The sequence below is a fragment of the Pseudomonas sp. ACM7 genome, from assembly GCF_004136015.1.
Classification (GTDB): Bacteria; Pseudomonadota; Gammaproteobacteria; order Pseudomonadales; family Pseudomonadaceae; genus Aquipseudomonas; species Aquipseudomonas frigoris.
The window spans coordinates 6,326,652-6,350,444 of the sequence record NZ_CP024866.1; the positions used below are offsets into that span (position 1 = coordinate 6,326,652).

Below are 23,793 nucleotides of genomic sequence, written 5' to 3' on the forward strand. Positions count from 1 at the left end.
CAGGCACCCGGATTTTTTTTACTGCCCTCAACTAACAACTACGTCACGCGCGATGCGGACTTCATTAAAGGCGGCACTATGAAAAAACTACTCGTGGGTACACTGCTGGCGGCCAGCTGCGTGACCAGTCTGCTGGTCCAAGCCCAAGACCCGGTGCGCATCGGTTTTATCACCACCCTCTCAACCCCCGCCGGTTATCTGGGCGAAGACTCCCGCGATGGCTTCCAGCTGGCCATCGATCAGGAGGACGGAAAACTCGGCGGTGTGCCCGTAAACCTGCTGGTTGAGGACGACGGACTGCAACCGGCGCGCGCCAAGCAGATCATCGACCGGATGAGCCTGGACGGCATTTCGCTGTACACCGGCGTAATTTTTTCCAATGTGCTGGCGGCGGTGGTCAACACGGCGACCAAGGACGGTTTCTACATCAGCAACAACACCGGCCCTTCGAGCCTGGCCGGCAAGCAGTGCAAACCCAACTACTTCGTGGCCTCGTACCAGAACGACACGATCCATGAGATGGCCGGTGTCGCGGCCAATGAGCTGGGCTACAAAAAGATGGTCATCCTGGCCCCCAACTACCAGGGCGGACGCGATGCGCTGGAAGGCTTCAAGCGCACGTACAAAGGTGAGGTCACCGAGATCTACACCAAGCTCAACCAACTGGATTTCTCGGTCGAACTGGCCCGGGTGCGTTCGCTGGCGCCGGATGCGATTTTCGAGTTCCACCCCGGCGGTGCAGGCATCAACTTCGCCAAGCAATACGGCAGCTCGGGCCTGAGCAAAACCATCCCGATGGTAGTGCCTGTGTTCTCCATGGACGAACGCATGCTCGCCGCCACCGGCGATGTCGCCAAAGGCATGAACATCGTGACCTTGTGGAACCCTGGATCGAACAACCCGGCCAACCAGGCGTTCGTCAAAGCGTTCAGCGAAAAATACAAGCGCGTGCCAACGGTATATGCCGCTCAGACCTATGACACGGCGCGTCTGATCGGTGCAGCACTGAAGAGTGTGGGCGGCAACATGAAAGACCCCGAAGCCTTTCGAAACGCACTGCGCAACGTCAAGTTCAACTCGATCCGTGGCGATTTCGCTTTCGGCAAAAACCAGCATGCGGTCATCGACTGGTACTTGCTGCGCATAGAAGCCGATGCCAACGGCAAGCTGATTCAGGTGCCGGTGCAGACTATCGCCAAATCGCAAGTGGACAGCTTCGCCGCCGAATGCGCCCTGTGATCCGACCTTTCGGTCTCGTGCCTGGCAGCGTCGGCTGCCGGCGCTTTTCGTAGGATTCCCCAGCATGCTGTTACTTGAACAAATTCTGAACGGCCTGCAATACAGCGCCTTGCTGTTTTTGCTCGCCTCCGGCCTGACGCTGATCTTCGGCATCATGGGCGTCATTAATCTGGCCCATGGCGCCTTCTACATGGTCGGGGCGTTCTGCGCCGCCTACACCGCTTCGCTCAGCGGCTCGTTCTGGCTTGCCGGGCTGGCGGCGGTGATTGGCTCCGCACTGTACGGGCTGCTGATTGAAACCAGCATCATGCGCCGTCTCTACACCCGCGATCACCTCGACCAGGTGCTGGCCACCCTGGCCGTGGTGTTTTTCACCAACGAGTTGATCACCGTGCTGTTCGGTCGCAGTCCGCCGGCCATGCCGACACCCGAGTGGTACGGCACCTTCGTCGAAGTCCTGCCAGGGTTGATGTACCCGGTCAGCCGCCTGCTGTTCATCGCTGCCGGGGCCTTGGTGGCGATTGCCATGTGGCTGCTGATCAACCATACCCGCTTGGGGATGCTGATACGTGCCGGGGCCGACGATCACGAGATGGTCGGTGCATTGGGCGTGAACATCGCGCGCCTCTACACCCTGGTATTTGTCTTCGGCTGTGTGCTCTGCGGGCTCGCCGGCTTCATGGCCGCCCCGCTGCTGTCGGTGGAAATCGGCATGGGCGAAAAAGTCCTGATCACCACGTTTGTCGTGATCGTCGTCGGCGGTGTCGGCTCAGTGCGCGGCGCGCTCGCCGGTGCCTTGCTGATCGGCATGGTCGACGGCCTCGGGCGAGCGTATATCCCGCAATTGCTCGACCAACTGTTGCCTGCCGAAGTCAGCGGCACCTTGAGTGGCGGGCTTATTTCCGCCAGTGCCTACATCGTCATGGCCGTCGTCCTGCTGGTCCGTCCACGCGGCCTGTTGCCCGCCCGCGCCTGAGGAGAACTACATGTCCCGTCGAGTCCTTATCGATCTGCTCTGCCTGGCGACGTTCGCCCTCCTGCCGCTGCTTGCGTCGTTGTTGCACGAACCCTTTCTGGTCAGCCTGTTCACGCGTCTGGCGATCTACGGCATGGCCGCCGCCAGCCTGGACCTGTTGATCGGCTATGGCGCGATGATCAGCTTCGGTCATGCGGCGTTCTTTGGTCTGGGCGGCTACGTGGTCGGCGTCATCGGTTTCCACACGTCCCAGGCCATGCCGCTGTGGGGCTGGGACGGCTCTGACAGTGCGCTGATCGTCTGGCCGCTGTCGCTGCTGGTCTGCGCGCTGTTTGCCCTGGTGGTCGGCTATCTGTCGCTGCGTACCAGCGGTGTGCAGTTCATCATGATTACGTTGGCGTTCGGCCAGATGCTGTATTTCCTCCTCAGTTCGCTGTCGTTATACGGCGGCGACGACGGCATCCTGCTCAACCAGCGCAATACGCTACCGGGAGTGGATCTGGAAAATCCGGTGCAGTTCTACTACCTGTGCCTGGGGCTTCTGGTGGCCTGGCTGCTGTTCTGTCGGCGGCTGGTCAACTCGCGCTTCGGCTATGTACTGCGGGGCCTGAAGCAAAGCGAACGGCGCAGCATCAGCCTGGGTTTGCACCCGTTGCGCTACCGGCTGAGCGCCTTCGTCATCGCCGGCGTCGGGGGTGGTCTGGCCGGGATCTTGTGGGCCAATTACGCGATGTTCGTCAGCCCGGACATGGGCGCCTGGCACAAGTCCGGCGAATTGATGGCGATGGTCATTCTTGGCGGCGTGGGCACCCTGCTCGGACCGGTGCTCGGCGCTGCGGTGTATCTGGGACTGGAGCAGGTATTGAGCCTCTGGACCGAGCACTGGCTGCTGATCTTCGGTCCGTTGTTGCTGGTCGTGGTGCTGTTCGGCAAAAAAGGTCTGTACGGCCTGCTGCTCAGTCCGTGGCCGCAATGGCGCAAGCCTCCGGTGCCACACGCTCCGCCCGCCATTGCCAACAGAGAGGTACGCTCATGATCCCGCAACTGTCGATCCAGGATCTGGAAAAAACCTTTGGCGCGGTCAAGGCCACCAACGGTGCGAGCTTCGATATCGCCCCTGGGGAATTGCACGCCATCATCGGCCCCAATGGCGCCGGCAAGTCGACGCTGATTTCGCAGATCGCCGGGGAGATACGCCCGGACAAGGGACGGATTTTCCTCAACGGTCAGGACATCACCGCTGTGCCCGCCCATCAACGCCCCCGCCTCGGCCTGGCGCGCGCCTTTCAGGTCAGCCAGCTGTATCCGGAATTCACCCTGCTGGAAAACGTCGCGGTCGCGATCGCCGCCCGCGATGGCAAGACCTTCGGCATGTGGAAACCTCTGAGCAGTGACCGCCACCTGCTGGGCCCAGCAGCGGACTATCTGCAACGCGTCGGCCTCGCGGCACGTGGCCAGGCACTGGTCCGCGAGTTGTCCCACGGCGAACGGCGGCAACTGGAAATCGCCCTGGCGCTGGCCCAGGAAGCTTCGGTGTTGTTGCTCGACGAACCGATGGCAGGAATGGGGGCAGAGGAATCGGCTCGCATGACGCAATTGTTGCTCGAACTCAAGGGTCGCTACGCGATCCTGCTGGTCGAACACGACATGGACGCCGTGTTCGCCCTGGCGGATCGCATTACCGTGCTGGTCTATGGCCAGACCATCCTGACCGGCAGCGTCGAACAGATTCGCAACGACCCGCAAGTACGTGCCGCCTACCTGGGAGAAGAACATGCTTGAAGTGACGGGATTGCAGGCGGGCTATGGCCTGAGCCAAGTGCTGTTCGACATGCACTTGAAGATCGAACAGGGCCAGGTCGTCTCGCTGATCGGGCGCAATGGCATGGGCAAGACCACCACGGTCAAGTCGATCATGGGTCTGCTCAAGCCTACCGCCGGCAGCGTCCTGATTCACGGTCGGGAGATGCGCGGCGCCCCGCCCTACCGCATCGCCCAGGCCGGACTGGGACTGGTGCCCGAAGGCCGGCGCGGTTTTGGCAGCCTGAGCGTGCGCGAAAACCTGTTGGCCACGGCGACCCGTGGCAAGTGGGACCTGGCGCGCATCTACCAGTTGTTTCCACGACTACAGGAGCGCCAGGGTCAGCTGTCGAAAACGCTATCGGGCGGCGAACAGCAGATGATGGTGGTCGCCCGCGCCCTGCTGACCAACCCGCAACTGTTGATTCTCGACGAGGCCACCGAAGGCCTGGCGCCGATCATTCGCGAAACCATCTGGAGCTGTCTGGCGAGTTTGAAAGCCGAGGGTGAGACGATTCTCGTGATCGACAAAAACCTCAAGGAAATGGCGCGGGTGGTCGACTGTCACCACATCATCGAAAAGGGTCGACAGGTTTGGCAGGGTACCCCGGTGCAACTGGCGGCAACACCTGAGTTGTCCCAGCGTTACCTGGGTGTTTGAACACAACTTCAGCAGGCCCGATATCTGATCACCACATCGATCTGTAGGAGCCGGCTTGCTGGCTCCTACAGGGGAACGCGTGAGTGTCCGTTAACGGGGCTCATTGCAGCGGTGAAAAGCTCGCCGGCAGGTAGATCGTCGAGTGCATGTCGCGCAGTTGCGGGCCTGAATTTTCCGGCGGCCAGACGCCGTCCTGTACGGCACGGGTGCGCACGTCCAGGCGTTGTTCGAGCGAGTCGTAAGGCCAGATGTGCAGGTATCGCGGCAACTGACCGTCGGTGGCGTAGAAGGCTGCATACATCGGGGAGTAGTGCGCGCTGGTTCGCGGCCCTACCGCTTTTTCCCAGCCCTTGAGCGTGGGTGCCAGGCCCGATGGCACGAGGTCGTATACGCGAAGTTCGTAGAACGGCCCGTGGCGCCCAGCAGGCAGCGGCTGGATAAAGGGAAACAACGTGTAGTTTTCCACGCGCATGTCCGTCAGATACGCCTCTATGCCAAACGCGTCGGCACTCGACAGATAACGTTCGCGCTCAGCCTGGCGAGACGTCTCGTCGGTAAAACCACGCAACACCGCGATCTGATTCAGCGGGCCGATTTCCGACGCCCAGCAGCCGACCAGTTTCACTGCGGCGTCATCGACGGCCAGGCGCTGCTCCAGACAAGCCATGGCAGTGGCGACAGTGCGCACCCGCAAGGTGAACGTGATCAATTCGTACAGCTTCATGACAACCTCGATTCAGGACCAGACAAATGCATGGATGACCTGCATCCACCACGATAAAACCGACGCAGCCATAACGGCGCGTCGGTTGCGCAACCCAGTCGTGAAGCTGTCGCGATCACACGTCAGCTCCGCGCTCAGGACGTTGCCACGCCACCGTTGAACACCGGCGACAGCCCCATCAACTCAAGCTTGCGGGTGAACTCACCCAGCCTCTGCAGTTTGTAGGCCTCCAGGTCAACGTCCTGGTAATCATAAAAACCCTGACCTTCACGCAGCCCGTTCCGCCCTTGCGCCATGTTCTCGGCAATGACTTTGGGTGGCAGGAAACGCGGATCGATGGCTTCAGCCAGATAATGGGAGGCATAAAACAGAATGTCGCCGCCGCCCCAGTCGATGAACTCAAGCATCCCCAGCACAGAGAAACGCAGACCGAAACCGACGCGAATCGCGGTATCGATATCCTCGGCGCTGGCCACTCCCTCCTCGACCATTCGCGCCGCTTCATTCATCGCCAGTGCCTGGATTCTCGGCACGATGTAACCGGCTGCCGGGGAGCATTGCACGGGAACTTTGCCAATTCGCTTGAGCAATGCCATCAGGCGTTGCACCACCTGCGGGCAGGTGTCCTCGCTGCGGCTGACTTCGACTAGCGGCATCAGGAACGCCGGGTTCAGCCAATGGGCATTGACGAAGCGTTGCGGGTGCGTAACCAGTGCCGCCAACTGCGTCACCAGAAAGGTCGACGTTGTCGATGCAATCACTGTTTCATCGCCACATGCCGCACTCAGCCAAGCGAACGTCAGGGCCTTGAGTTCAAGCACTTCAGGCACTGCTTCGAACACGACGGCGGCACTGTGCAAATCGTCGCCACTGCCCTCGCGATCACTCAAGCGTAAATGGCTCATCGCCTGTTCGACTTGTGCCGGATCGAGTGTTCCCAGGCGTGCAAGCGTCGCCAGTTCGCCGCGCAAGTGGCCCTCGATCTGGCGGAAGTAGCGGTCCTGCGCCACGGGCTCGCGTTGCTTGATATCGATCAGGGTCACCGGCAGTCCGGCGAACATGAACGCCAAGGCAATGCCCTCGCCCATGCGCCCCGCGCCGACGATACAGATGCGTTGCGGATCGGCGCTCATGCCTGCAATCCCTGGTTCAGGCACTGCGCCATTTCGCTGCGGCTCAGTTGATCCAGCCCGAGGTTTTCCAGGGTTCGACCCTCGGCGTACAGGTCGATGCCACTGACCACCGTGGCCAGGCTCAATAGGCCCTGGGCGACCGGCGTCGGCACGCCGGCCCAGCGCCCGACCGACACCAGAAACGACAAGCCCAGTCGTGTGTCTTCAAGCATGTAGCGGTGCTTTTGCAAGTCGATGTCTTCACGCCAATCGCCGCTATCGGTCAGTTTGCCGTGAGCGCCGCGACCGTACATCCACTCATCGCCATCGGTGGCGTAATGATCGGCCAGCGGGAAATGCGGTGCGCCATAGCCCAGTACTTCACGAACGGCGATACGCTCGGCGTCGAGGGCATTGGTCACGCGACGAATCGAAGGCACGGTCCCTTCGTTGTGAATGTCCCACGTCTCGAAATGCTCAAGTGGACCCGCGTTCATAAGGATCAACGGCGGATGAATGATCGGCCCGGCGTTCATCAGCGCGCCACTGAGTGCATCTTCGATCGGTTCGACGCTGGGGTAAGCCTCGCGCAATACGGCGAACGCCGACTCGCTCAAACGACTCGGAAAAACCCCGGTCGGCAGACGGGTCGCGTAACCGCTGATCACCACCTGGTTATCGCCATGCTTGCGCGCCAGATAGGGCAAGGTGCCGGTCTCCGCAAACGCCACCTCGCTGTGATTCCCTACCTTCGCCATTGCTTGGGCGAACACCATGCTGCCGAACGTCCCCGGCGGCAGGAACACCACTTGCCCGTCGCGCAACAAGGGAGCCAGTTCGTTGGCAAGGGCTTGGTGGGAGGTCGACGGCAAGGCAATGACCAACAACTGAGCATCGGCCACGGCCTGTGCCAGATCGGCCGTCAAGGTCAAGGCATCCCCGACCTGCCCCAGACTCAAGCGTCGTTCGCCGCGAAAGTCGCGCACGAGCAGATGGCCGAGGCCTTGCAGTTTTTCCAGCGCGGCACTGTCTCGGCGCCACAACCGCACCGAATGGCCTTTCTCCGCCAACTCTATCGCTGCCGCGTAGCAACCGTGACCACCGCCGATAACACTGATATTCATGAAAGCACTCCTGTAGAAGAGCCTCGATCCTAGCAACGGCCCCGGCGAGCCACTGCCCGAAACGCGCAAGCGTCATTCCGATTCTGCAACGCAATAAACTGGTCGAGCGCGACCACAATCAGTGTGGGAGCGGGCTTGCTCGCGAAGGGGCCGGTGCATTCAACATTGATTTCGTCTGACACGCCGCCATCGCAAGTAAGCTCGCTCCCACAAATGCTCAAGCGCGTCGTCGCTCGAACACGCTGTCGCCGTCAAGGTGGTTTAGGTGGGTGCAGCCCATCAGGTTCATGGTCCGCGCCAGCTCTTCCGTCAATACGTCCAGCGCCCGGCCAGCACCGTCTTCACCTGCCACCACCACGCCGTAAAGGGTGGAGCGCCCTAGCAGCACGGCATCGGCCCCAAGCGCGAGCGCTTTGACGATGTCGCTGCCACGCCGGATCCCGCCATCCAGCAGCAGACTGAGCTTGCCTTTCGCCTGGGGCGCAATGGCCGCCAATGCGTCAAGGCTGCAGAGGGCACCGTCCAGTTGGCGGCCGCCGTGATTGGACACCACCACACCGTCGAGCCCGAGGGCGATGGCTCGTTCCACATCGGCCGGATGCAACACGCCCTTGAGCAACAGCCGCTCGCCCCATTGATCACGCAAACGCGCCAGCATGTCCCAGTCGAGCAAGGTGTCCATCTGCTTGCCGATAAACGCCATCGATCCCAAGGGATTACGCTCGCTCGGCGGCAAGTAAGGTTCAAGGTTGCCCATGCCAGGCAGCCCCGATGGCCACATCACTTGCTTGAGCCAACGCGGGTGACGGACCACGTCAAACTTGTTGCGCCATGTCAGCTGTCGCGGCCGGGCAAAACTGCGTCGGTCCCACTCGCGATTGCCTAGCACCATTGCATCACAGGTCAACACCAGAGTCCGACAACCGACAGCGGCGGCGCGCCGCAACAGGCTTTTTTGCACCACCGGATCGCGCATGGCGTAAAGCTGGAACCACAGGTCGACGCCGGGCGCCGCCGCGACGAGGTCTTCAAGTGAAGTGTTGGACGCGGTACTCAGGCTGAACGGCAAACCACGTGCCGTTGCAGCCCTGGCCAAGTGAATATCGGCATCGCGATGCAGTAGGCCGTTGTAGCCCGTCGGCCCGATCAGCATCGGCATTGGCAGCACCTTACCGAACAACGCGCGAGACGTGTCGGGAGCATGGCAGGGCACCATGGCTCTGGCGTGCAGGCCATAAGCACTGAACGCGTCGAGGTTATCCTTGAGCGTCAGTTCGGCTTCCGCGCCGCCGCTAAGGTATTCCCAGACGAAGTAAGGCACGCGTCGCCGGGCCATGTCGGCCAGTTCGGCAATGCTGTGCACACGATTCAGGTCGGAACCGGTATAGAAACGACGCATAGGTCATCCTCGTAGGGCGGATAAAACCGCTGCGAAAAAAAGCCCGGAAGGAGCGATCCGGGCGAAGGAAAACCAGTGTTGAAAACCTTTGCCCGATGCGCGGGCAAACCCGGAAGCCGCGAACAGTTCCCGGGGGATTTCAGAACTTCCAGGTGTAGGTGGTGATCAGGCGGTTTTCCTGATAGTCCGCACCCGACGCACCGCCATTGCCATAGCGCGTCTTGACGTCAATGCGGCGCCATTCGAAACCCACATCTTTGAGCGGACCGCTTTGCACCACATAGCCGAGCACGATGTTGCGTTCGCTTTCGACGTTTTGGTCGAGGGCATTGTTGCCCCGATCGATGCCGGTGCCGCGCATGTAACGCGTCATCAATTTCAACCCCGGTAAACCGATGCCCGCGAAGTTGTAGTCATAACGCAGTTGCCAGGAGCTTTCGTTCGGCTTGACGAACGCCACTGTCGACCAGTTCACCAGGTAAGGCTGCGGCGCATAGCCGTTGAGCGTCGGGAATGTCGACTCGCCAAGCATGCGCTGATAGCCGACACCGAACGCATGGGCACCCTTTTTCAGGGTCGTCATGACCCCATAGGACTTATTGTCAATGTCGCCGTACAGTGCCTTGCCGTCTTCGCTGTTATTGAAGTAACGGAGGTCGGTCTTTAAGCCGTAACCGGCTCCCAGATCGTGGTTATAGGTCAAGCCCAGGTAGTGTTGTTTGTAGATATCTTCCAACTGACCGAAGAAGTAAGTACCGGACAAGTTCGGCGTAAACGCATACGTGGCGCCCCCAAAGTTCAAACCGTCACTGCGACGTTTAACGTTGGGCCCATTGAACAAGTACATTTTCTCGGTATTGGAAGACTCCCGGGAACTGATTTCGGTAAAACGGCCACCGGTCAGTGTCAGGTTGTCCACTTCTTTCGATTCAAGCTGCACACCGTGATAGGTGGTGATTAACTGCCGCGAGTCGTCGATGTAAGCCACCGGCAACGTCGGGCGAAGTTCACCTATCTTGAGTTCGGTTTTGTTGTAACGAACCTTCCCGGTCAGCGCCGCACGGCCATAGTCCCGGACTTGTTCGCCCTTACTGGTGTCGTACGGAATGATGCTGTCCGGACCACGGCCACCGCCGCCATCCAGGCGATAGGCGTACTGCGCCGAGAGGTCCAGGCCAAACTGCAGCGTGCCTTCGGTGTAACCCGAGATCGCGCGAAAATCGAAGCCTTGGGTCCAACTGCCGATCCGCGATTGTGGCGCGTCATGCTGTTTGAAATCGCGGTCGATATAGAAGTTACGCATTCCCAGACTGACTTGACTGTCGTCTACGAAGTCAGCCTGCGCAACCACAGGTGTGAAGATCCCCATCACGGCCGTAATGGTGACGCCACGGCTTACCCAGCTCTTCTGGAACATCAAGCTTTCCTTCTTTTTTACATGCACGAAGGCACGACTAGTGGGAGCAGATCAATTCAGCAAAAGTGCAACTTTGGCAGTCAATCCGCAGTATTGTTTTTATAACCACTTACTGCAAAAAAGTCGTAACGCAGCCGTTCGCCAGAACAGCGAAAACCGCTTTATAGTTATTTTAAACACTCAACGATCAGGAAACGTCTTATCGCTTTTTTGGGCAAACCAACATCAGGAAGTTGCTTTAGAGGCATCTCCCAAACGGTGATATGCACGATTGAAATACACCAGGCCTTCCTGGCTTTCGCCATTACGAATACCCAACACCTCGCAATAGAAAATCGTGTGCGATCCCACTTCATGAGCCTGGGCAATACGGCAGTCGAAACTGACCAGTGACTCATCAAGCAGCGGCGCACCGCTTTCCAGCGTGCTCCAGGATGCGCAGGAAAAACGCTGTTCGGTATCGAGGTTGCGGTTGGAGAACGCCCCCGATACCTCCTGGTGCCCAGGGGTCAGCACGTTCACGCTCAGCACACCGTTGCTCTTGAAATGTACGTTGGAAAACGACGAGCGATTCATGCACACCAACAGCGTCGGTGGCTGGTCGGTCACGCTGCACACCGCCGAAGCGGTAAAGCCGAAACGCCCCGCAGGACCATCGGTGGTGATGACCGAAACCGCGCCACCAAGCATTGCCATTGAGTTACGAAATCCAGTTGTATCGACCATGGTCTTACCCTCCGGTCTATCAGATATCCAGCACCAGTTTCTTGGACTTGGCCCGGGAACAGCACACCAGAATCTGGTCATTGGCAGATTTTTCGTCATCCGTGAGATAGACGTCGCGATGATCCGGTTCGCCTTCGATGACGTCGCACAAGCACGTGCCGCAAACACCTTGCTCACACGACACTTCAATCTTGATGCCCACGGCAGTCAGCGCATCGACGATGCTCTGGCCTTCGGCAACCTGTACGGTCTTGCCGCTACGCTGAGCAACCACTTCGAAACCGGCGCCCGAAGCGTCGACCTCGACCTGGAAGTATTCGCGGTGCACATGATCGTCGGCGTACCCCGCTTCCAGGGCCTGGGCAATGACCCAGTCCATGAAACCGGCCGGTCCGCAGACATACACGTGTACGCCGGCTTGTGGAGTGCCCAGCACTTTTGGCAGGTCGAGTTTCTGTTCGGCGACTTCGTCGTCAAAATGGGTGTTCAGCCGCGACGCAAACGCAGCGTTACCCAGCTCCTCGAGAAAGGCGCTGCGGCTGCGCGAACGACCGCAATAATGCAGTTCGAAATCGCTGTCGCGGGCATTCAGCGCGTAGGCCATGGCGACCATCGGGGTGATGCCGATACCCCCGCCGATCAGGATCGAGCGCCTTGCATCGCTGGCCAGCGGAAAGTGATTGCGCGGCAGGCTGATCTCGATTTCTCGACCTTCCTGCAGCAGTTCATGTACTGCCACCGAACCGCCCCGCGAGGCGGGATCCTTGAGTACGCCCAAGCGATAGGCGCCGGCGTTGGCCGGATCACCGCACAGCGAATACTGGCGAACCAGACCGGTCTTGAGGTGGATATCGACATGCGCGCCCGCCTCGAAGGCGGGCAAAGGCTGTCCCGTCGGATCACTCAGATCCAGTACGACAACACCTTCGCCCTGCTCTTCGCGTTTGCGCACGACGACTTTCAATAATTGATCGCTCATACAGGACCATCCCGATTTCGTTGTAAGGGGGCGCATCTGGGCACCCCCGACTGCTTTTTCAAACCGTGTAACCGTGGCCTCAGCGCATGAAGATCCCGCCGTTCACATCCCAGGTCGCCCCGGTGGTGAAGTAGGCGTCTTCGCTGGCCAGTTGCACGATCAGCTTGCCGATGAACGCGGCGCTCCCCAATTGCTTGACCGGGATCGCCTCTATCAGTTTTTCCAGGCGCTCGGGCGGCACGGCGGCACGCACCGCCGGCGACTCAATGGGGCCCGGTGCGATGGCGTTGACCGTGACACCGGACGCCGCCAGCTCTTTGGCAAAGATCTTGGTCAAGGTAATGATGGCGCCCTTGGACGCGGCGTAATGCGCGCCGGTCGCGGTGCCGCCATTCTGCCCGGCCAGGGAAGCCATGTTGATGATCCTCCCGTAACCCCGCGCCGCCAGATAGCTGCCGAACACCTGGCAACCGACAAAAGTGCCGCGCTGATTGACGCTCACAACACGGTCGAACTCTTCCGGGCTGATCTGCATCACCGGTGTGGTCATGGTCATCGCGGCGTTGTTCACCACCACCTGCAATTCACCCCAATGCGCCACGACGGCCGCCAGCGCGTCTTCGAAATCGGCCTTGCTCGATACATCGAGCTTGAGCGCCAGGACCCGTTCGCCCGTGGCATCGAGTTCAGTGGCGGTGGCCTGTACCGATTCCAGCGAACGGTCGCTGATCACGACCCGATAGCCGGCGTTCAGCAGTTGCTCGGCAATGCTTTTGCCCAGCCCCTGGGCCGCGCCGGTGACCAATGCAACCTGTGTCATGGCAGCGTCCTCAAAGGATGTAGCCGATACCGGCGAGGGTATCGGTGGAGTTGATCAGCTGAATCAGCTTGCGCTGAATCTTGAAACTGTCACCGCTGCGCACCAGTTCAAACGTGACATCGGCGGTGTACTGCTTGAGCACATCCTTGCGGAACTCGCGCAGGTTCTGCGCACAGCGCACGGTGACAATTCCGTCTTCATCCGACAGCACGCGAAAGCGCGACTGACTGCGCACGGTGCGCGCCCGCGGGGTGGTCGAGATCGACTCGCCGCTGGTCAAACGGGTGACACGCAACTGACGCATATGGTGGTCGTCGTAGGCGTAGTTCAGGGTGTTCTCGAAGTCGGTTTCCAGTGGATCGATCGGGATGATGTAGGTCGCTTTCTCGGTCCACAGATCGAGCCATTCGACGAAATCGCCGTGGTCGAGCATGTCCGCTTCCTGCCAGATGAAAGCGCTGACTTGGTTGAGCAATTGCAGGTTGTTCATGGTGTTCTCCGTCACTCAGGCCGACATCATCTTTTTCCACTGCTGGTAACCAGCGCGCATGCCGGTCTCGGCGCTCACATCGCTCACCAGCCCGTCTTCGGATTCCTTTTCACCCGGCAAGCCGCGGTTGAGCATGATCCACAGATCGGTGCCGGCACTGGCGCCGCGCTGTACGCGCTCCCAGGCTTCGGAATCGTCCGGAGTACCAAAACCCATCGGACCCTGGAAGTGCTCATGCAGGCGCAGACGATAACGGTTGGCCACGGCCGGGCCACCGTCCATGGTGATGACGGCATGATGGATTTCGGTTTCGTTCACCGCGATCGGTTGCAGCACCCGGAAGAACGCCATGGAACAGGCGATGTTCGGGAACAGGTTGAGGTTGAAGCCCGAACCGCCGACCGCACGCACGATGCGACGGACCGATGCTTCGTCCTGGCCTTCGGCGCGCAACTGCGCGGCCAGGTCCTCGAAACGCTCGGGAATCGGCAATTCAAGGTTAGCTTCCAGGTCGACCAGGTCCGGGATCATCACCATCACGCTGTGGCCGTTGCCGAGGTCTTCGACATAGCCCGGCCCTTCGACGAAGTCGAACAGCTCCAGAGTCTGCTCATCCACGGACGACAGGAACGACTTGTGCACCAGCGGGAAGTGATAGGCGTCGGTGGTGTTTTCCAGCTGGATCTTCCAGTTACCGGGGAAGCGGAAGCGATGCTCGCCCCCCACTTTGACCGGGTAGCCGGCGCCCTGCTTCATGAACAGGTCGATCCACTTTTTGGCCGGGCCGAGGAAATCGGCGAGGGGCTCGATGTCATCCTTGAAGGTGGCGAAGATCATGCCGTTGTATTGCTCGACACGCAGGCTGACCAAAGGCAGTTCGCCCTTGTCCAGGCAATCGGCGTAGCTTTCCGGGTGCGGCACACCGCGCAGGCTGCCATCCAGGGCGTAGCTCCAGCCGTGATAAGGGCAGACAAAACTGTTGGTCTTGCCCTTCTTGTGTTCGCACACCGTTGCGCCACGATGGCGGCAGCGGTTGAGCAACACATGCACTTCTTTCTTGCGGTCGCGCACGACGATCACCGGCTGCTTGCCGATATAGGTGCTCTTGTAGCTGCCGGACTCCGGGATCTCGCTGGCGTGAGCGACCCAGATCCAGGTGCTGTAGAAAATCTTGTCCAGCTCCTGATCGAAGATCTTGCCGTCGGTGTACAGCGACGTGTGAACACGGTCATGCAGGACCAGGTCGGAAAGACTGGTGTCGAGCGTTACGGTGTTTATCAGGTTACTCACGATCACTCCTCGTCGGCATTGCTCGCCGACTCTAAGAATTCTGGGTGTTACTTTCAGGACTGGCCGGAATGACCGGGTACGGGCAGGTACGCGGTACTGTTCCAGGTGTCTACCGGTCGGCTGAACAGGTTCTCGGTCTGAAAATGCGCCATGCGCCACTGCCCCTGTTCCTGGGCGAACCGCACGGTCAGGCGGGCGCTATTGAGGTGCGAGGCACCCGAGGCAAAGGTCGAGGTCTGCAACATCACCCAACTGGCATCTGCGGTCTCACCGCTGACCCGGATCAGTTCCGAGGTCAGGAAGTGCACGTTCAGCGAAAAGTGCGCCGGTTCGACCATGTAGGTTGCGAACATAGCTTTGATCGCCTCACGCCCGTGGTAACCGCCGAAGCTGTTCTGGTACTTGGCACCCTTGCCTTCCCAGACCGCCTGCTCGGTGAACAACCCGGCCAGTTCCTCGAGCGGGGAACCCACGCCCAGCTCGTCGCACAAAAACATGTAGCGATTCATGCAGGCGCGGATCGCGTTCTCGCTTTCCAGCTGCTCGAGCCGCTGTTCCAGTGCGCGCAAATGCTCTTGTGATGACATGGCGACCTCTCTCGACTCAGCGCTGGATGATCAGTTCGCGACCGGTACGGGCCTCGACCTTGCAATACTTCCAGAGTTTGTAAGGGCCATTGCCGACATCCGTGGTGCGAAACAGATTGCAGGCGGCGTGGACGGTTTCGATGTCAGGTACATCGGCCAGCAGGTAAGTCGTCCAGGGCCAGCCGGCAGACGGGCCGACCATGCTCTGATCGTCGTCCATGTTGCCTAGCACGGTGACGCCTGGCAGGTCGGCGATGCCGTTCCACATGGCGCCGAACGCGGCCCAGACTTCCAGCGCTTCAGGACGCGGAGCATCGAAAAAGTTTTGGTTGATGCCGATGCAGAACAAAACTCGCAGGGCTTTTTTATCGGTCATGGGGTTCACCAATCAGTAGGTAAAAATTACAGGTAGCCAGGCAACGGCTTGTTGCCGAAGAAGATCGCGCCAGCGTTCTGGTAGGTCATATCGCCCATGAAGGCGTGCTGTGTAATGACTTGGGTGTCGTTGACGAAACGCGACAGAGGACTGGTGCGATACACCCCGCTCATGCCCGACAGCATTTGCGCGGTGCGCGCAACATCGGCCGCGACGCGGGTGGCGTGAGTCGAGGACAAGCGCAGCATATTGGTCTGTTCGACACTCACCGGATCGCCGGTCAGTACGCTGCTCCAGGCATCGTCGATGGACTGGTAGAACCACGAACGCGCGGCGCGCAGCGACGCTTCGGCCTTGGCCATCTCGACTTGGGCCAGAGGCCGGTCGGACAACGACGGCGCACCGGTCACGGAGATTCGTCCACTGGCCATGCCACTCAACTCATCGAGTGCCGCGCGAGCAACGCCCAGGCCAACCACTGACAACACCTGCGTGGCAAACGACAGTGACGGATAGCGGAAGAACGGCTCGTCAAGATTCGACGGACCACCGCGCACGAAGGTCCACTCTTCCGGCACCACTACGCCTTCGACGACGACGTCATGGCTGCCGGTGCCAACCAGGCCGACGACGTTCCATGTTTCCTCGATCTGCACCTTTTCCCGAGGCATTACCGCCAGTCGTGGCAGGCCGAGCATCTCGCCGTTTTTCGGGCTGATGCCCACGCCGATCAGCGAGGCCCCCATGCAACCGCTGGAGAACTTCCAACGCCCGTTGACTTCCAGACCACCTTCAACAAAAGACGCAGGTTGCGGTGGGAAGATCCCGCCGGCGAACACCACGTCAGGCGAGTCGGCGTAGATTTTCTTGATGGTTTCCAGCGGCAGCGCAGCCAGGTAAACCGGGCTCATGCCGAAGCTGGCGACCCAACCAGCGGACCCGTCGGCGATGGATATGTCTTCCACCATCTGGCAAAACTCGGCCGGCGAACGCTCGTCGCCGCCGAAGCGCTTGGGCACTAGGGCCCGATAGACGCCGAGCTTGCGGAACTGCTCGATAACGTCCTGCGAGATGAATTTTTGTTCGTCGAATTCTTCGCTTCGAGCACGCGCACGAATCTCGACCAGCAGTTTCTGAAACGCTTCATTTGCCGTGATCGGCACGCAGCGCTGATGATTCAGCTCGCTTGGCGCAGTCATGGGTTTCTCCATAGTAAGCATGACGATTACTCTTCCAGACGCCGGACCAGTTCGCGGGCGACTGCACACAGCAGTTCGTCCGCGCCATGGGCGGCAATGAGTTGAAGGCCGACCGGAAGTCCCGAGGCGCTTTCCAGAGGAATGCTCAGAGCCGGATGACCGGAAAGGTTGAAAGCGCGCACCAGGGAGGTCATGCCCAGGGCGGCGCGGGTGTCGGCCGCATCGGCGACCAGCAACGGGAAGTCGGGCATGGTCGGCATGGCCAGAATTGGGGTGATGGCCAAGGCTGCGTCCACTTCTGCGATAAACGCGCGACGGATGATTTCGGCTTCTTCAACGGATTCGGCCGAGGTCAGACTGGCGGCGCGCAGACGGTCGGCGACATCGCTGCCAACCCGACCGGTTTGCAGAAGATGACCACACGCTGCCCAGGTTTCGGCGTTGATGATCACCATTCCGGCGCCATACGCTGCGGCCATGCCAGGCAGCGTTTGCTCAAGCAACTTGAAGCGCGAACGGCCCAGTGCCTGGTTCACCACCGAGTGAATCTGTTCGTTGGCCTCTACCGCGACAACGCCGATAGCAAGATGCTCAGGCACCGGAACGGAAGAAAACGTGGGATCAATGATGTGCATCGCTTCAGTCAAGCGATCCATATCCAGTGCCAGAGGGCCTACGCAATCGAGGGTACTGCGCGCAGGCATCACACCCTGACGGCTAACACGACCGAAGGTTGGCTTGAGACCGAATACACCACAGCACGCTGCTGGAATCCGTACCGAACCGCCGGTATCGGTGCCCAGCGCGAAGTCGCAAAGGCCTGCCGCGACCGCAGCTGCCGAACCACTGGAAGAGCCGCCCGGTATATATCCCGGATAGCGCGGATTGGACGCCGTGCCGGTCCATGCGTTGAGGCCAGTGGTGCCGAATGCCAATTCATGCAGGCTGGTTTTACCGGTGATCCGGCAGCCCGCATCCAGAACAGACTGAACCACGTGTGCATGTACGCCGGCCGCCGGCGCATCGGCCAGTGCGCTGCTTGAAGCGCGGGTCGGATAGCCGGCGATATCGATGGTGTCTTTCACCATGACCGAAAGACCATCCCCTCCTAAGGCTAAATCCTCAACAACGATCGACATGCTCTTTACCTGCTCGTTATGTGTCACCAGAACGGATGACCTCGGCACGAGGGCCGGGGAAAACGCTTAAATCCAAAATCGTAATATTTACGTGAAATGTCAATTGAATTTTACCAATTAAAACGGTGTGTATTTTCGGTGCAGATTTTCCCTTTTCGCACCAGCGACGTGCAGTTTGGTAACGCCACTGCAAAAACATAAAATTCTTAATATTTTGTATTTTTACTTTATAAATCAGTTATTTACATAGTTTTAACGAGCGAAAACCATCCAACCATTTAGAAAAATGTTGAGCATGGACCTCTCTGAAAAACCAAACAGGAAAAAATCAATCAGCCCAAAAATGGCAACCTAAAAAAGCTTAAAAAAATCGCTTTTTTTAGTTTTTTATAAGCTTGTTTTTGGTCATTTGAGGGATTCCTTGATCCAGATCAAAGCCTTGTTGGGCATGGCGTGCTGCGGGTTTTTCCCACCCTTCACACCCCCTTCCTCGAGTCCTTCGGATCACCTCGGCTGAACCGCCTCGAAGCGTTCGCATCAGGCATCGCAGTAACGGCTTTCTGCCATGCACCAAAAAATTTCTGGCATGCAATCTGCTTTTGCCCTTTTCGCCTTCGACCGATCGCTCATGGTCGAGCGGCACCCTGATGACTCGGTAACCGAGCATGGGTGTCGCCGCAGTTCGATAACTAAAACAGGGCCGTACCTTGGGCCGAACTCGCACCACATCGTGGTCGAGGCGGCTGGCCATTAGCCTTTTGCAGCGTTGCAACTCTTCGGAGAAAGTCATGCTTTTCAGAAAAGCCGTGTCCACGTTGTTGTTGAGTGCCGCCTGCGCCGCCGCTGCGCAGGCGGATGTGAAAGTCGGTGTCATTACCTCCTCCACCGGACCGATCGCACTGGTCGGGCTACCACAGAAAAACACCGTGCCGTTGCTGCCGACCCAGGCCGGCGACCAGGTGGTGAAGTACATTTCTCTGGATGATGCGAGCGACCCGACCGCTACGGTGAAGGCGCTGAAGAAGCTGATCGACGAAGAAAATGTCGATGCCATCATCGGCCCGAGCGGCTCGCCCAACGCCATGGGCGTGATCCAGTTCGTCGCCGAGGCAGGCGTGCCATTGCTGGCACCAGTCGGCACCGCTGCGGTGGTGCTGCCGATGACCGAGCAGAAGAAATGGGTATTCAAGACCACGCAGAACGATGACCTGATCGCCAAGGCGCTGTTCGAACACATGGCCAAAAAAGACGTGAAGACCCTCGGCTTCATCGGCACCGGCGACCCTTATGGCGAGAACTGGGCCAAGGTCATGGCCGGCCTGGCAGCGCAGCAGAACATCAAGGTCGTGGCCAACGAGCGCTTCCAGCGCCAGGACACCTCGGTCACCGGGCAGAGCCTGAAAATTCTCGCCACCCGCCCCGATGCAGTGCTGGTCGCAGCGCCGGGCAGCTCGGCGGTGATGCCGCAGACCACCCTGTTCGATCAGGGCTATCGCGGCCAGGTCTACCAGACCCACGGCGCGGCGCTGCAAGACTTCCTCAAGCTGGGCGGCAAGAAGGTCGAGGGCACCATTCTGGCGGCCAGCCTGATGCTGGTACTGGATGAAATCCCGGACAGCCATCCTTCGAAGAAAATCGCCAGCGACTACACCACGGCCTACGAAAAGCTCAACGGCAGCAAGCCCGCGACCTTCGGCGGGAACACCTTCGATGCCGGTCTGCTACTACAGCAGGCGATCCCGATTGCAGCCAAAAAAGCGGCACCGGGCACTCCCGAATTTCGTGCAGCCCTGCGTGATGCGCTTGAGCAAAGCCACGAACTGGCCGGCACCCAAGGCGTTTACAACATGACGCCGCAGGACCACAGCGGCTTCGACGAGCGCGGTCGCGAATTGATCGTGGTGAAGAACGGCAACTGGATGTTGTTGCACGACAACTGATCGAAACCCGGGCGCACAGCCCACTGCGCGCCCTGCCCGATTGCCGCCGAGTCAACCCGCGCCGGCAAACGGGCCTGATATTCAATCTGTAGAAAAGAGCTCTCATTATGAATTTCCAGATAGCCATGCTGCTGGGCCAGGACGGCATGACCAACGGCGCGATCTATGCGCTGTTGGCCTTGTCGATCCTCCTGGTGTTCACCGTGACCCGGATCCTGTTGATTCCCCAGGGTGAATTCGTGACCTACGGCGCCTTGACCATGGCCACGTTGCAGAGCGGTCACCCGACTGCTCTGGTCTGGCTGCTGCTCGGCCTGACGCTGATCGACTGCGCACTCGATGTTTGGGGCGCGGCACGTTCAAGCCAGGCCTTTCGGTTCCCCGTGCGCATTCTCTTCAAGCTCGGCTATGCAGGCCTGCTGGCGGTGTTGATCAACACCTTGCCGTTAGCCGAATTGCCGATGGCGGTCCAGGCCTTGTTGACGCTGGCGCTGGTGGTTCCGCTGGGGCCGCAAATCTACCGCCTGGTGTTCCAGCCGATCGCCTCGGCCAGCTCATTGGTCTTGCTGATTGTGTCGATCGCCGTGCACGTCAGCATGGTCGGTATCGCCCTGTTGCTGTTCGGTCCTGAAGGCGCCCGCACCCGACCGTTCTCCGAAGCCGGCCTGGAACTGGGCCCGGTCACCTTCAACAGCCAGACGCTCTGGGTGCTGGCCGTGTCCCTGGGGCTGATCGTCGGGCTGTACCTGTTCTTCGAGCGCACGCTCTATGGCAAGGCCTTACGTGCCACCGCGGTCAACCGCATGGGAGCCCGGCTGATGGGCATCTCGCCGACCCTCGCGGGCAAGTCGACCTTTCTGCTCGCGGCGCTGATCGGCACGCTGTCGGGGATTCTGATCGCCCCGATCACCACGCTGTATTTCGACTCTGGTTTTGTCATCAGCCTCAAAGGCTTTGTCGGCGCGATCATCGGCGGACTGGTGAGCTATCCGGTCGCCGCACTCGGCGCCCTGGCGGTGGGCCTGATCGAAGCATTCTCGATGTTCTGGGCCAGTACCTACAAAGAGATCATCGTGTTCACGCTGATTATTCCGTTCCTGCTTTGGCGTTCGTTCACCAGTCGTCATGTGGAGGAAGAAGAATGAATTCGCGCTATCTGTTACTTGCCCTGTTGCTGGTGGTGGGCGTCGCGCCGCTGCTGTTGCCGCCGTACTACGTCACCCTGCTCAATTACATCGGCATGTACGCCATGGTCGTATTGGGGCTGGTGCTGCTCACGGGTGTCGGCGGCATGACCAGTTTCGGTCAGGCCGCGTTCGTCGGGCTGGGCGCCTACACCTCTGCCTACCTGACCACCACCGAGCAATTGCCGGCCTGGCTGGCGTGGGCCGGGACGTCACCGTGGCTGACGCTGCTGGTGGGCGTGGTGCTGACCGCCTCAGTGGCACTGATTCTCGGCGCCCTGACACTCAAGTTGTCGGGGCATTACCTGCCGCTGGGAACCATTGCCTGGGGCCTTTCGCTGTACTACTTGTTCGGCACCCTGGAATCCCTGGGCGGCCATACCGGCGTCGGCGGCTTGCCATCGATTTCATTGTTCGGTCTGAAGCTGGATAAGGGCGAGAATATTTTCTACCTGATCTGGGCCCTGCTGTTGCTGGCAATCGTCATCACGCAGAACCTCCTGAATTCTCGCGAAGGCCGCGCCATTCGCGCACTCAAGGGAGGCCAGGTAATGGCCGAGTCGATGGGGGTCAACACCTTCCGCTCGAAGATGGTGATTTTCGTCATCTCTGCGGTGTTCGCGGCCATTTCCGGCTGGCTCTATGCGCACACCCAACGCTTCGTCAACCCGACGCCGTTCGGTTTGAACATGGGCATCGACTACCTGTTCATGGCCCTGATCGGCGGTGTCGGCAGCGTGTGGGGCGCCCTGCTCGGCGCGGGCATCCTGACCATGCTCAAGCAATGGTTGCAGGACTGGTTGCCGCACCTGCTGGGTAACACTGGCAACTACGAAATCATCGTATTCGGCATCCTGATTGTAGTGCTTATGCAGCGCGCACCTGGCGGTCTGTGGCCCTTGTTGGCGCGCCTGATACCGGCTCGCTTCAGGGTTCGCGCCAAGGTTCGGAATGTCGACGCCAAGGCTGCGCCCCTGCCCCGCCGGCAACTGCCCAAACATGGCGAACTGATCCTTGAAGCGCGGAATGTGACCAAGCGCTTCGGCGGACTGGTGGCCAACAACGACATGAGTCTGGAAATCCGCTCGGGTGAAATCCTCGCGCTGATCGGCCCCAACGGTGCAGGCAAAAGCACCATGTTCAACCAGCTCTCCGGCGTCGATACACCGAGCAGCGGCGATGTGCTGTTCATGGGTCAAAAGATCAACGGCCTGAACTCGCGGCAAGTCGCGCGCATGGGCATGAGCCGCACCTTTCAGCACGTGAAACTGCTGGGCAACATGAGCGTGCTGGAGAACGTCGCCATTGGCGCGCATTTGCGTGGCCAGCAAGGCGTGCTGTCGGCGGCTCTGCACCTTGATCGCCGCGAGGAAGCCGAGCTGCTCGGCGAAGCCAGGCGTCAGCTGGAGCGCGTAGGCCTGGGCGACTACTTGTATGAAGAGGCCGGGAGCCTGGCACTCGGCCAACAGCGGATTCTGGAAATCGCCCGCGCCTTGTGCGCCGATCCGTGCCTGCTGCTGCTTGACGAACCCGCCGCCGGCCTGCGCCTGAAAGAAAAGGAAGCCCTTGGCATCCTGCTCAGCCGCCTGCGCAGCGAAGGCATGGCGATTCTGCTGGTCGAGCACGACATGGACTTCGTCATGGGCCTGGTCGATCGAGTGGTGGTCATGGAGTTCGGTCAGCGGATCGCCCAGGGCCTGCCCGAAGACGTACAGAAGGATCCGGCCGTGCTGGAAGCCTATCTGGGAGGAGTTGAATGATGAACATGCAAGTGGAACCGCACCTCGCACCCCGCAACCAGGTCGACGACGCCGTACTGGAGATCAAGGGCCTGAGCGTGGCTTACGGTAAGGTCGAAGCGCTGAGCGACGCCAGCCTGACCGTCGGCAAGGGCCAGATCGTGACGGTGATCGGCCCCAACGGCGCCGGCAAGACCACGCTGCTTTCAGCCATCATGGGCGTGCTTGGCTCCCGGGGTCAGGTGCATTTCGACGGCAGCCTGGAAACCTTGCCGGAAGTGGAAGTGATGGTCTCGCGGGGGCTGGGCCTGGTGCCGGAAAAACGCGAATTGTTCACCAGCATGAGCGTGGCCGACAACTTGCTGCTCGGCGCGTTTCAACGCCATCGCCGGGGCGACCATCGCTACAGCGAGACGCTTGGCGAAATCTACGAGCTGTTCCCGCGCCTGTGGGAACGCCGCGAGCAATTGGCGGCGACGTTGTCCGGTGGTGAACGGCAGATGCTCGCCGTGGGCCGGGCGCTGATGGCCAAGCCCAAGTTGCTGATGCTCGACGAGCCAAGCCTGGGCCTGGCGCCGCTGATTACCCGGGAGATCTTCCGCATCATCACCGCGCTGCGTGAGCAAGGGGTATCGATTCTGCTGGTCGAGCAGAACGCGCGTGCCGCCCTGCGGGTGGCCGATTACGCCTATGTGCTGGAAACCGGCCAGATCGCCATGCAGGGCCCGGCGCAGCAACTGGCTGACGACCCACGCGTGATCGAAGCCTATCTCGGCCTTGCCAGCAAGCATCAGGAAATGCTCGCCAACTGACCGCCGCCCTGCCCCGGCGCTCGAAACGGCGTCGGGTCCGGCTTTCCCAGACCTTTCTGA

General features: G+C 60.1%; 23 protein-coding genes. 9 read left to right on the forward strand and 14 right to left on the reverse strand.

The genetic code is table 11. The annotated features are described in order from the left end of the window. The first annotated feature begins 78 nt into the window (after window positions 1-78). The 5 genes from CUN63_RS30195 to CUN63_RS30215 all read left to right on the forward strand — a co-directional run bounded on the left by CUN63_RS30195 (window position 79) and on the right by CUN63_RS30215 (window position 4,676). Complete coding sequence (locus tag CUN63_RS30195; protein WP_129444801.1) at window positions 79-1,239, forward strand: ABC transporter substrate-binding protein; 1,161 nt, start codon at window positions 79-81, stop codon at window positions 1,237-1,239. Between the two features lie 64 nt (window positions 1,240-1,303). Then, a complete protein-coding gene (locus CUN63_RS30200; RefSeq protein WP_129444802.1) occupies window positions 1,304-2,215 on the forward strand; it encodes a branched-chain amino acid ABC transporter permease in 912 nt (303 codons plus the stop codon). 10 nt (window positions 2,216-2,225) lie between these two features. Then, on the forward strand, window positions 2,226-3,251 hold the full coding sequence (locus CUN63_RS30205) for a branched-chain amino acid ABC transporter permease (protein WP_129444803.1): 1,026 nt from the start codon (window positions 2,226-2,228) through the stop codon (window positions 3,249-3,251). Beyond that, entirely contained in the window at window positions 3,248-3,997 is a 750-nt protein-coding gene (locus CUN63_RS30210; RefSeq protein ID WP_129444804.1) for an ABC transporter ATP-binding protein, read from the forward strand. Before CUN63_RS30205 ends, CUN63_RS30210 begins: the two co-directional genes overlap by 4 nt. After that, window positions 3,990-4,676 (forward strand): ABC transporter ATP-binding protein, encoded by a 687-nt coding sequence (locus tag CUN63_RS30215; RefSeq protein ID WP_129444805.1) that lies wholly within the window; start codon window positions 3,990-3,992, stop codon window positions 4,674-4,676. Before CUN63_RS30210 ends, CUN63_RS30215 begins: the two co-directional genes overlap by 8 nt. A gap of 100 nt (window positions 4,677-4,776) precedes the next feature. Here the strand turns inward: CUN63_RS30215 and CUN63_RS30220 are convergent, their stop codons facing one another. The 14 genes from CUN63_RS30220 to CUN63_RS30285 form a co-directional block, all read right to left on the reverse strand. Continuing rightward, window positions 4,777-5,400 carry an NIPSNAP family protein gene (locus tag CUN63_RS30220; RefSeq protein WP_129444806.1) on the reverse strand — a complete coding sequence of 208 codons (624 nt, stop codon included), beginning with the start codon at window positions 5,398-5,400 and terminating at the stop codon, window positions 4,777-4,779. A gap of 134 nt (window positions 5,401-5,534) precedes the next feature. After that, window positions 5,535-6,533: a 3-hydroxybutyryl-CoA dehydrogenase gene (locus tag CUN63_RS30225; RefSeq protein ID WP_129444807.1), complete on the reverse strand. Its 999-nt coding sequence runs from the start codon at window positions 6,531-6,533 to the stop codon at window positions 5,535-5,537. Continuing rightward, window positions 6,530-7,636 carry an NAD/NADP-dependent octopine/nopaline dehydrogenase family protein gene (locus CUN63_RS30230; protein ID WP_129444808.1) on the reverse strand — a complete coding sequence of 369 codons (1,107 nt, stop codon included), beginning with the start codon at window positions 7,634-7,636 and terminating at the stop codon, window positions 6,530-6,532. Before CUN63_RS30230 ends, CUN63_RS30225 begins: the two co-directional genes overlap by 4 nt. Before the next feature lie 217 nt (window positions 7,637-7,853). Beyond that, complete coding sequence (locus CUN63_RS30235; RefSeq protein WP_129444809.1) at window positions 7,854-9,035, reverse strand: alpha-hydroxy acid oxidase; 1,182 nt, start codon at window positions 9,033-9,035, stop codon at window positions 7,854-7,856. 139 nt (window positions 9,036-9,174) lie between these two features. Further along, window positions 9,175-10,452 carry an OprD family porin gene (locus CUN63_RS30240; protein ID WP_129444810.1) on the reverse strand — a complete coding sequence of 426 codons (1,278 nt, stop codon included), beginning with the start codon at window positions 10,450-10,452 and terminating at the stop codon, window positions 9,175-9,177. Between the two features lie 225 nt (window positions 10,453-10,677). Then, window positions 10,678-11,178, reverse strand: coding sequence for a flavin reductase (locus CUN63_RS30245; RefSeq protein ID WP_109633104.1), 501 nt, complete (start codon window positions 11,176-11,178; stop codon window positions 10,678-10,680). A 19-nt stretch (window positions 11,179-11,197) separates the two neighbouring features. Beyond that, window positions 11,198-12,157: a PDR/VanB family oxidoreductase gene (locus CUN63_RS30250; RefSeq protein WP_129444811.1), complete on the reverse strand. Its 960-nt coding sequence runs from the start codon at window positions 12,155-12,157 to the stop codon at window positions 11,198-11,200. 79 nt (window positions 12,158-12,236) lie between these two features. Then, window positions 12,237-12,977, reverse strand: coding sequence for an SDR family NAD(P)-dependent oxidoreductase (locus tag CUN63_RS30255; RefSeq protein ID WP_129444812.1), 741 nt, complete (start codon window positions 12,975-12,977; stop codon window positions 12,237-12,239). 10 nt (window positions 12,978-12,987) lie between these two features. Continuing rightward, a complete protein-coding gene (locus tag CUN63_RS30260) occupies window positions 12,988-13,467 on the reverse strand; it encodes an aromatic-ring-hydroxylating dioxygenase subunit beta (RefSeq protein ID WP_129444813.1) in 480 nt (159 codons plus the stop codon). A gap of 15 nt (window positions 13,468-13,482) precedes the next feature. Next, the gene (locus tag CUN63_RS30265; RefSeq protein ID WP_129444814.1) at window positions 13,483-14,757 is read right to left on the reverse strand and encodes a Rieske 2Fe-2S domain-containing protein; all 1,275 of its coding nucleotides are present in this window, start codon (window positions 14,755-14,757) and stop codon (window positions 13,483-13,485) included. Window positions 14,758-14,810: 53 nt separating this feature from the next. After that, window positions 14,811-15,344 (reverse strand): nuclear transport factor 2 family protein, encoded by a 534-nt coding sequence (locus CUN63_RS30270; RefSeq protein ID WP_129444815.1) that lies wholly within the window; start codon window positions 15,342-15,344, stop codon window positions 14,811-14,813. 16 nt (window positions 15,345-15,360) lie between these two features. Next, window positions 15,361-15,720 carry an IacB protein gene (locus CUN63_RS30275; protein WP_084317862.1) on the reverse strand — a complete coding sequence of 120 codons (360 nt, stop codon included), beginning with the start codon at window positions 15,718-15,720 and terminating at the stop codon, window positions 15,361-15,363. 26 nt (window positions 15,721-15,746) lie between these two features. After that, complete coding sequence (locus CUN63_RS30280; protein ID WP_129444816.1) at window positions 15,747-16,919, reverse strand: acyl-CoA dehydrogenase family protein; 1,173 nt, start codon at window positions 16,917-16,919, stop codon at window positions 15,747-15,749. Window positions 16,920-16,945: 26 nt separating this feature from the next. Continuing rightward, entirely contained in the window at window positions 16,946-18,058 is a 1,113-nt protein-coding gene (locus CUN63_RS30285; protein WP_129444817.1) for an amidase, read from the reverse strand. A gap of 788 nt (window positions 18,059-18,846) precedes the next feature. Here CUN63_RS30285 and CUN63_RS30290 point away from each other — a divergent pair. The 4 genes from CUN63_RS30290 to CUN63_RS30305 all read left to right on the forward strand — a co-directional run bounded on the left by CUN63_RS30290 (window position 18,847) and on the right by CUN63_RS30305 (window position 23,733). Continuing rightward, on the forward strand, window positions 18,847-19,998 hold the full coding sequence (locus CUN63_RS30290; protein ID WP_129444818.1) for an ABC transporter substrate-binding protein: 1,152 nt from the start codon (window positions 18,847-18,849) through the stop codon (window positions 19,996-19,998). A gap of 107 nt (window positions 19,999-20,105) precedes the next feature. Beyond that, window positions 20,106-21,143, forward strand: a complete 1,038-nt coding sequence (locus tag CUN63_RS30295; protein WP_129444819.1) for a branched-chain amino acid ABC transporter permease — start codon at window positions 20,106-20,108, stop codon at window positions 21,141-21,143. Then, a complete protein-coding gene (locus CUN63_RS30300; protein WP_129444820.1) occupies window positions 21,140-22,942 on the forward strand; it encodes an ATP-binding cassette domain-containing protein in 1,803 nt (600 codons plus the stop codon). The genes CUN63_RS30295 and CUN63_RS30300 overlap by 4 nt, the downstream gene beginning before the upstream one ends. Continuing rightward, window positions 22,939-23,733 (forward strand): ABC transporter ATP-binding protein, encoded by a 795-nt coding sequence (locus CUN63_RS30305; RefSeq protein ID WP_178082688.1) that lies wholly within the window; start codon window positions 22,939-22,941, stop codon window positions 23,731-23,733. Before CUN63_RS30300 ends, CUN63_RS30305 begins: the two co-directional genes overlap by 4 nt. The last annotated feature ends 60 nt before the right edge of the window (window positions 23,734-23,793 follow it).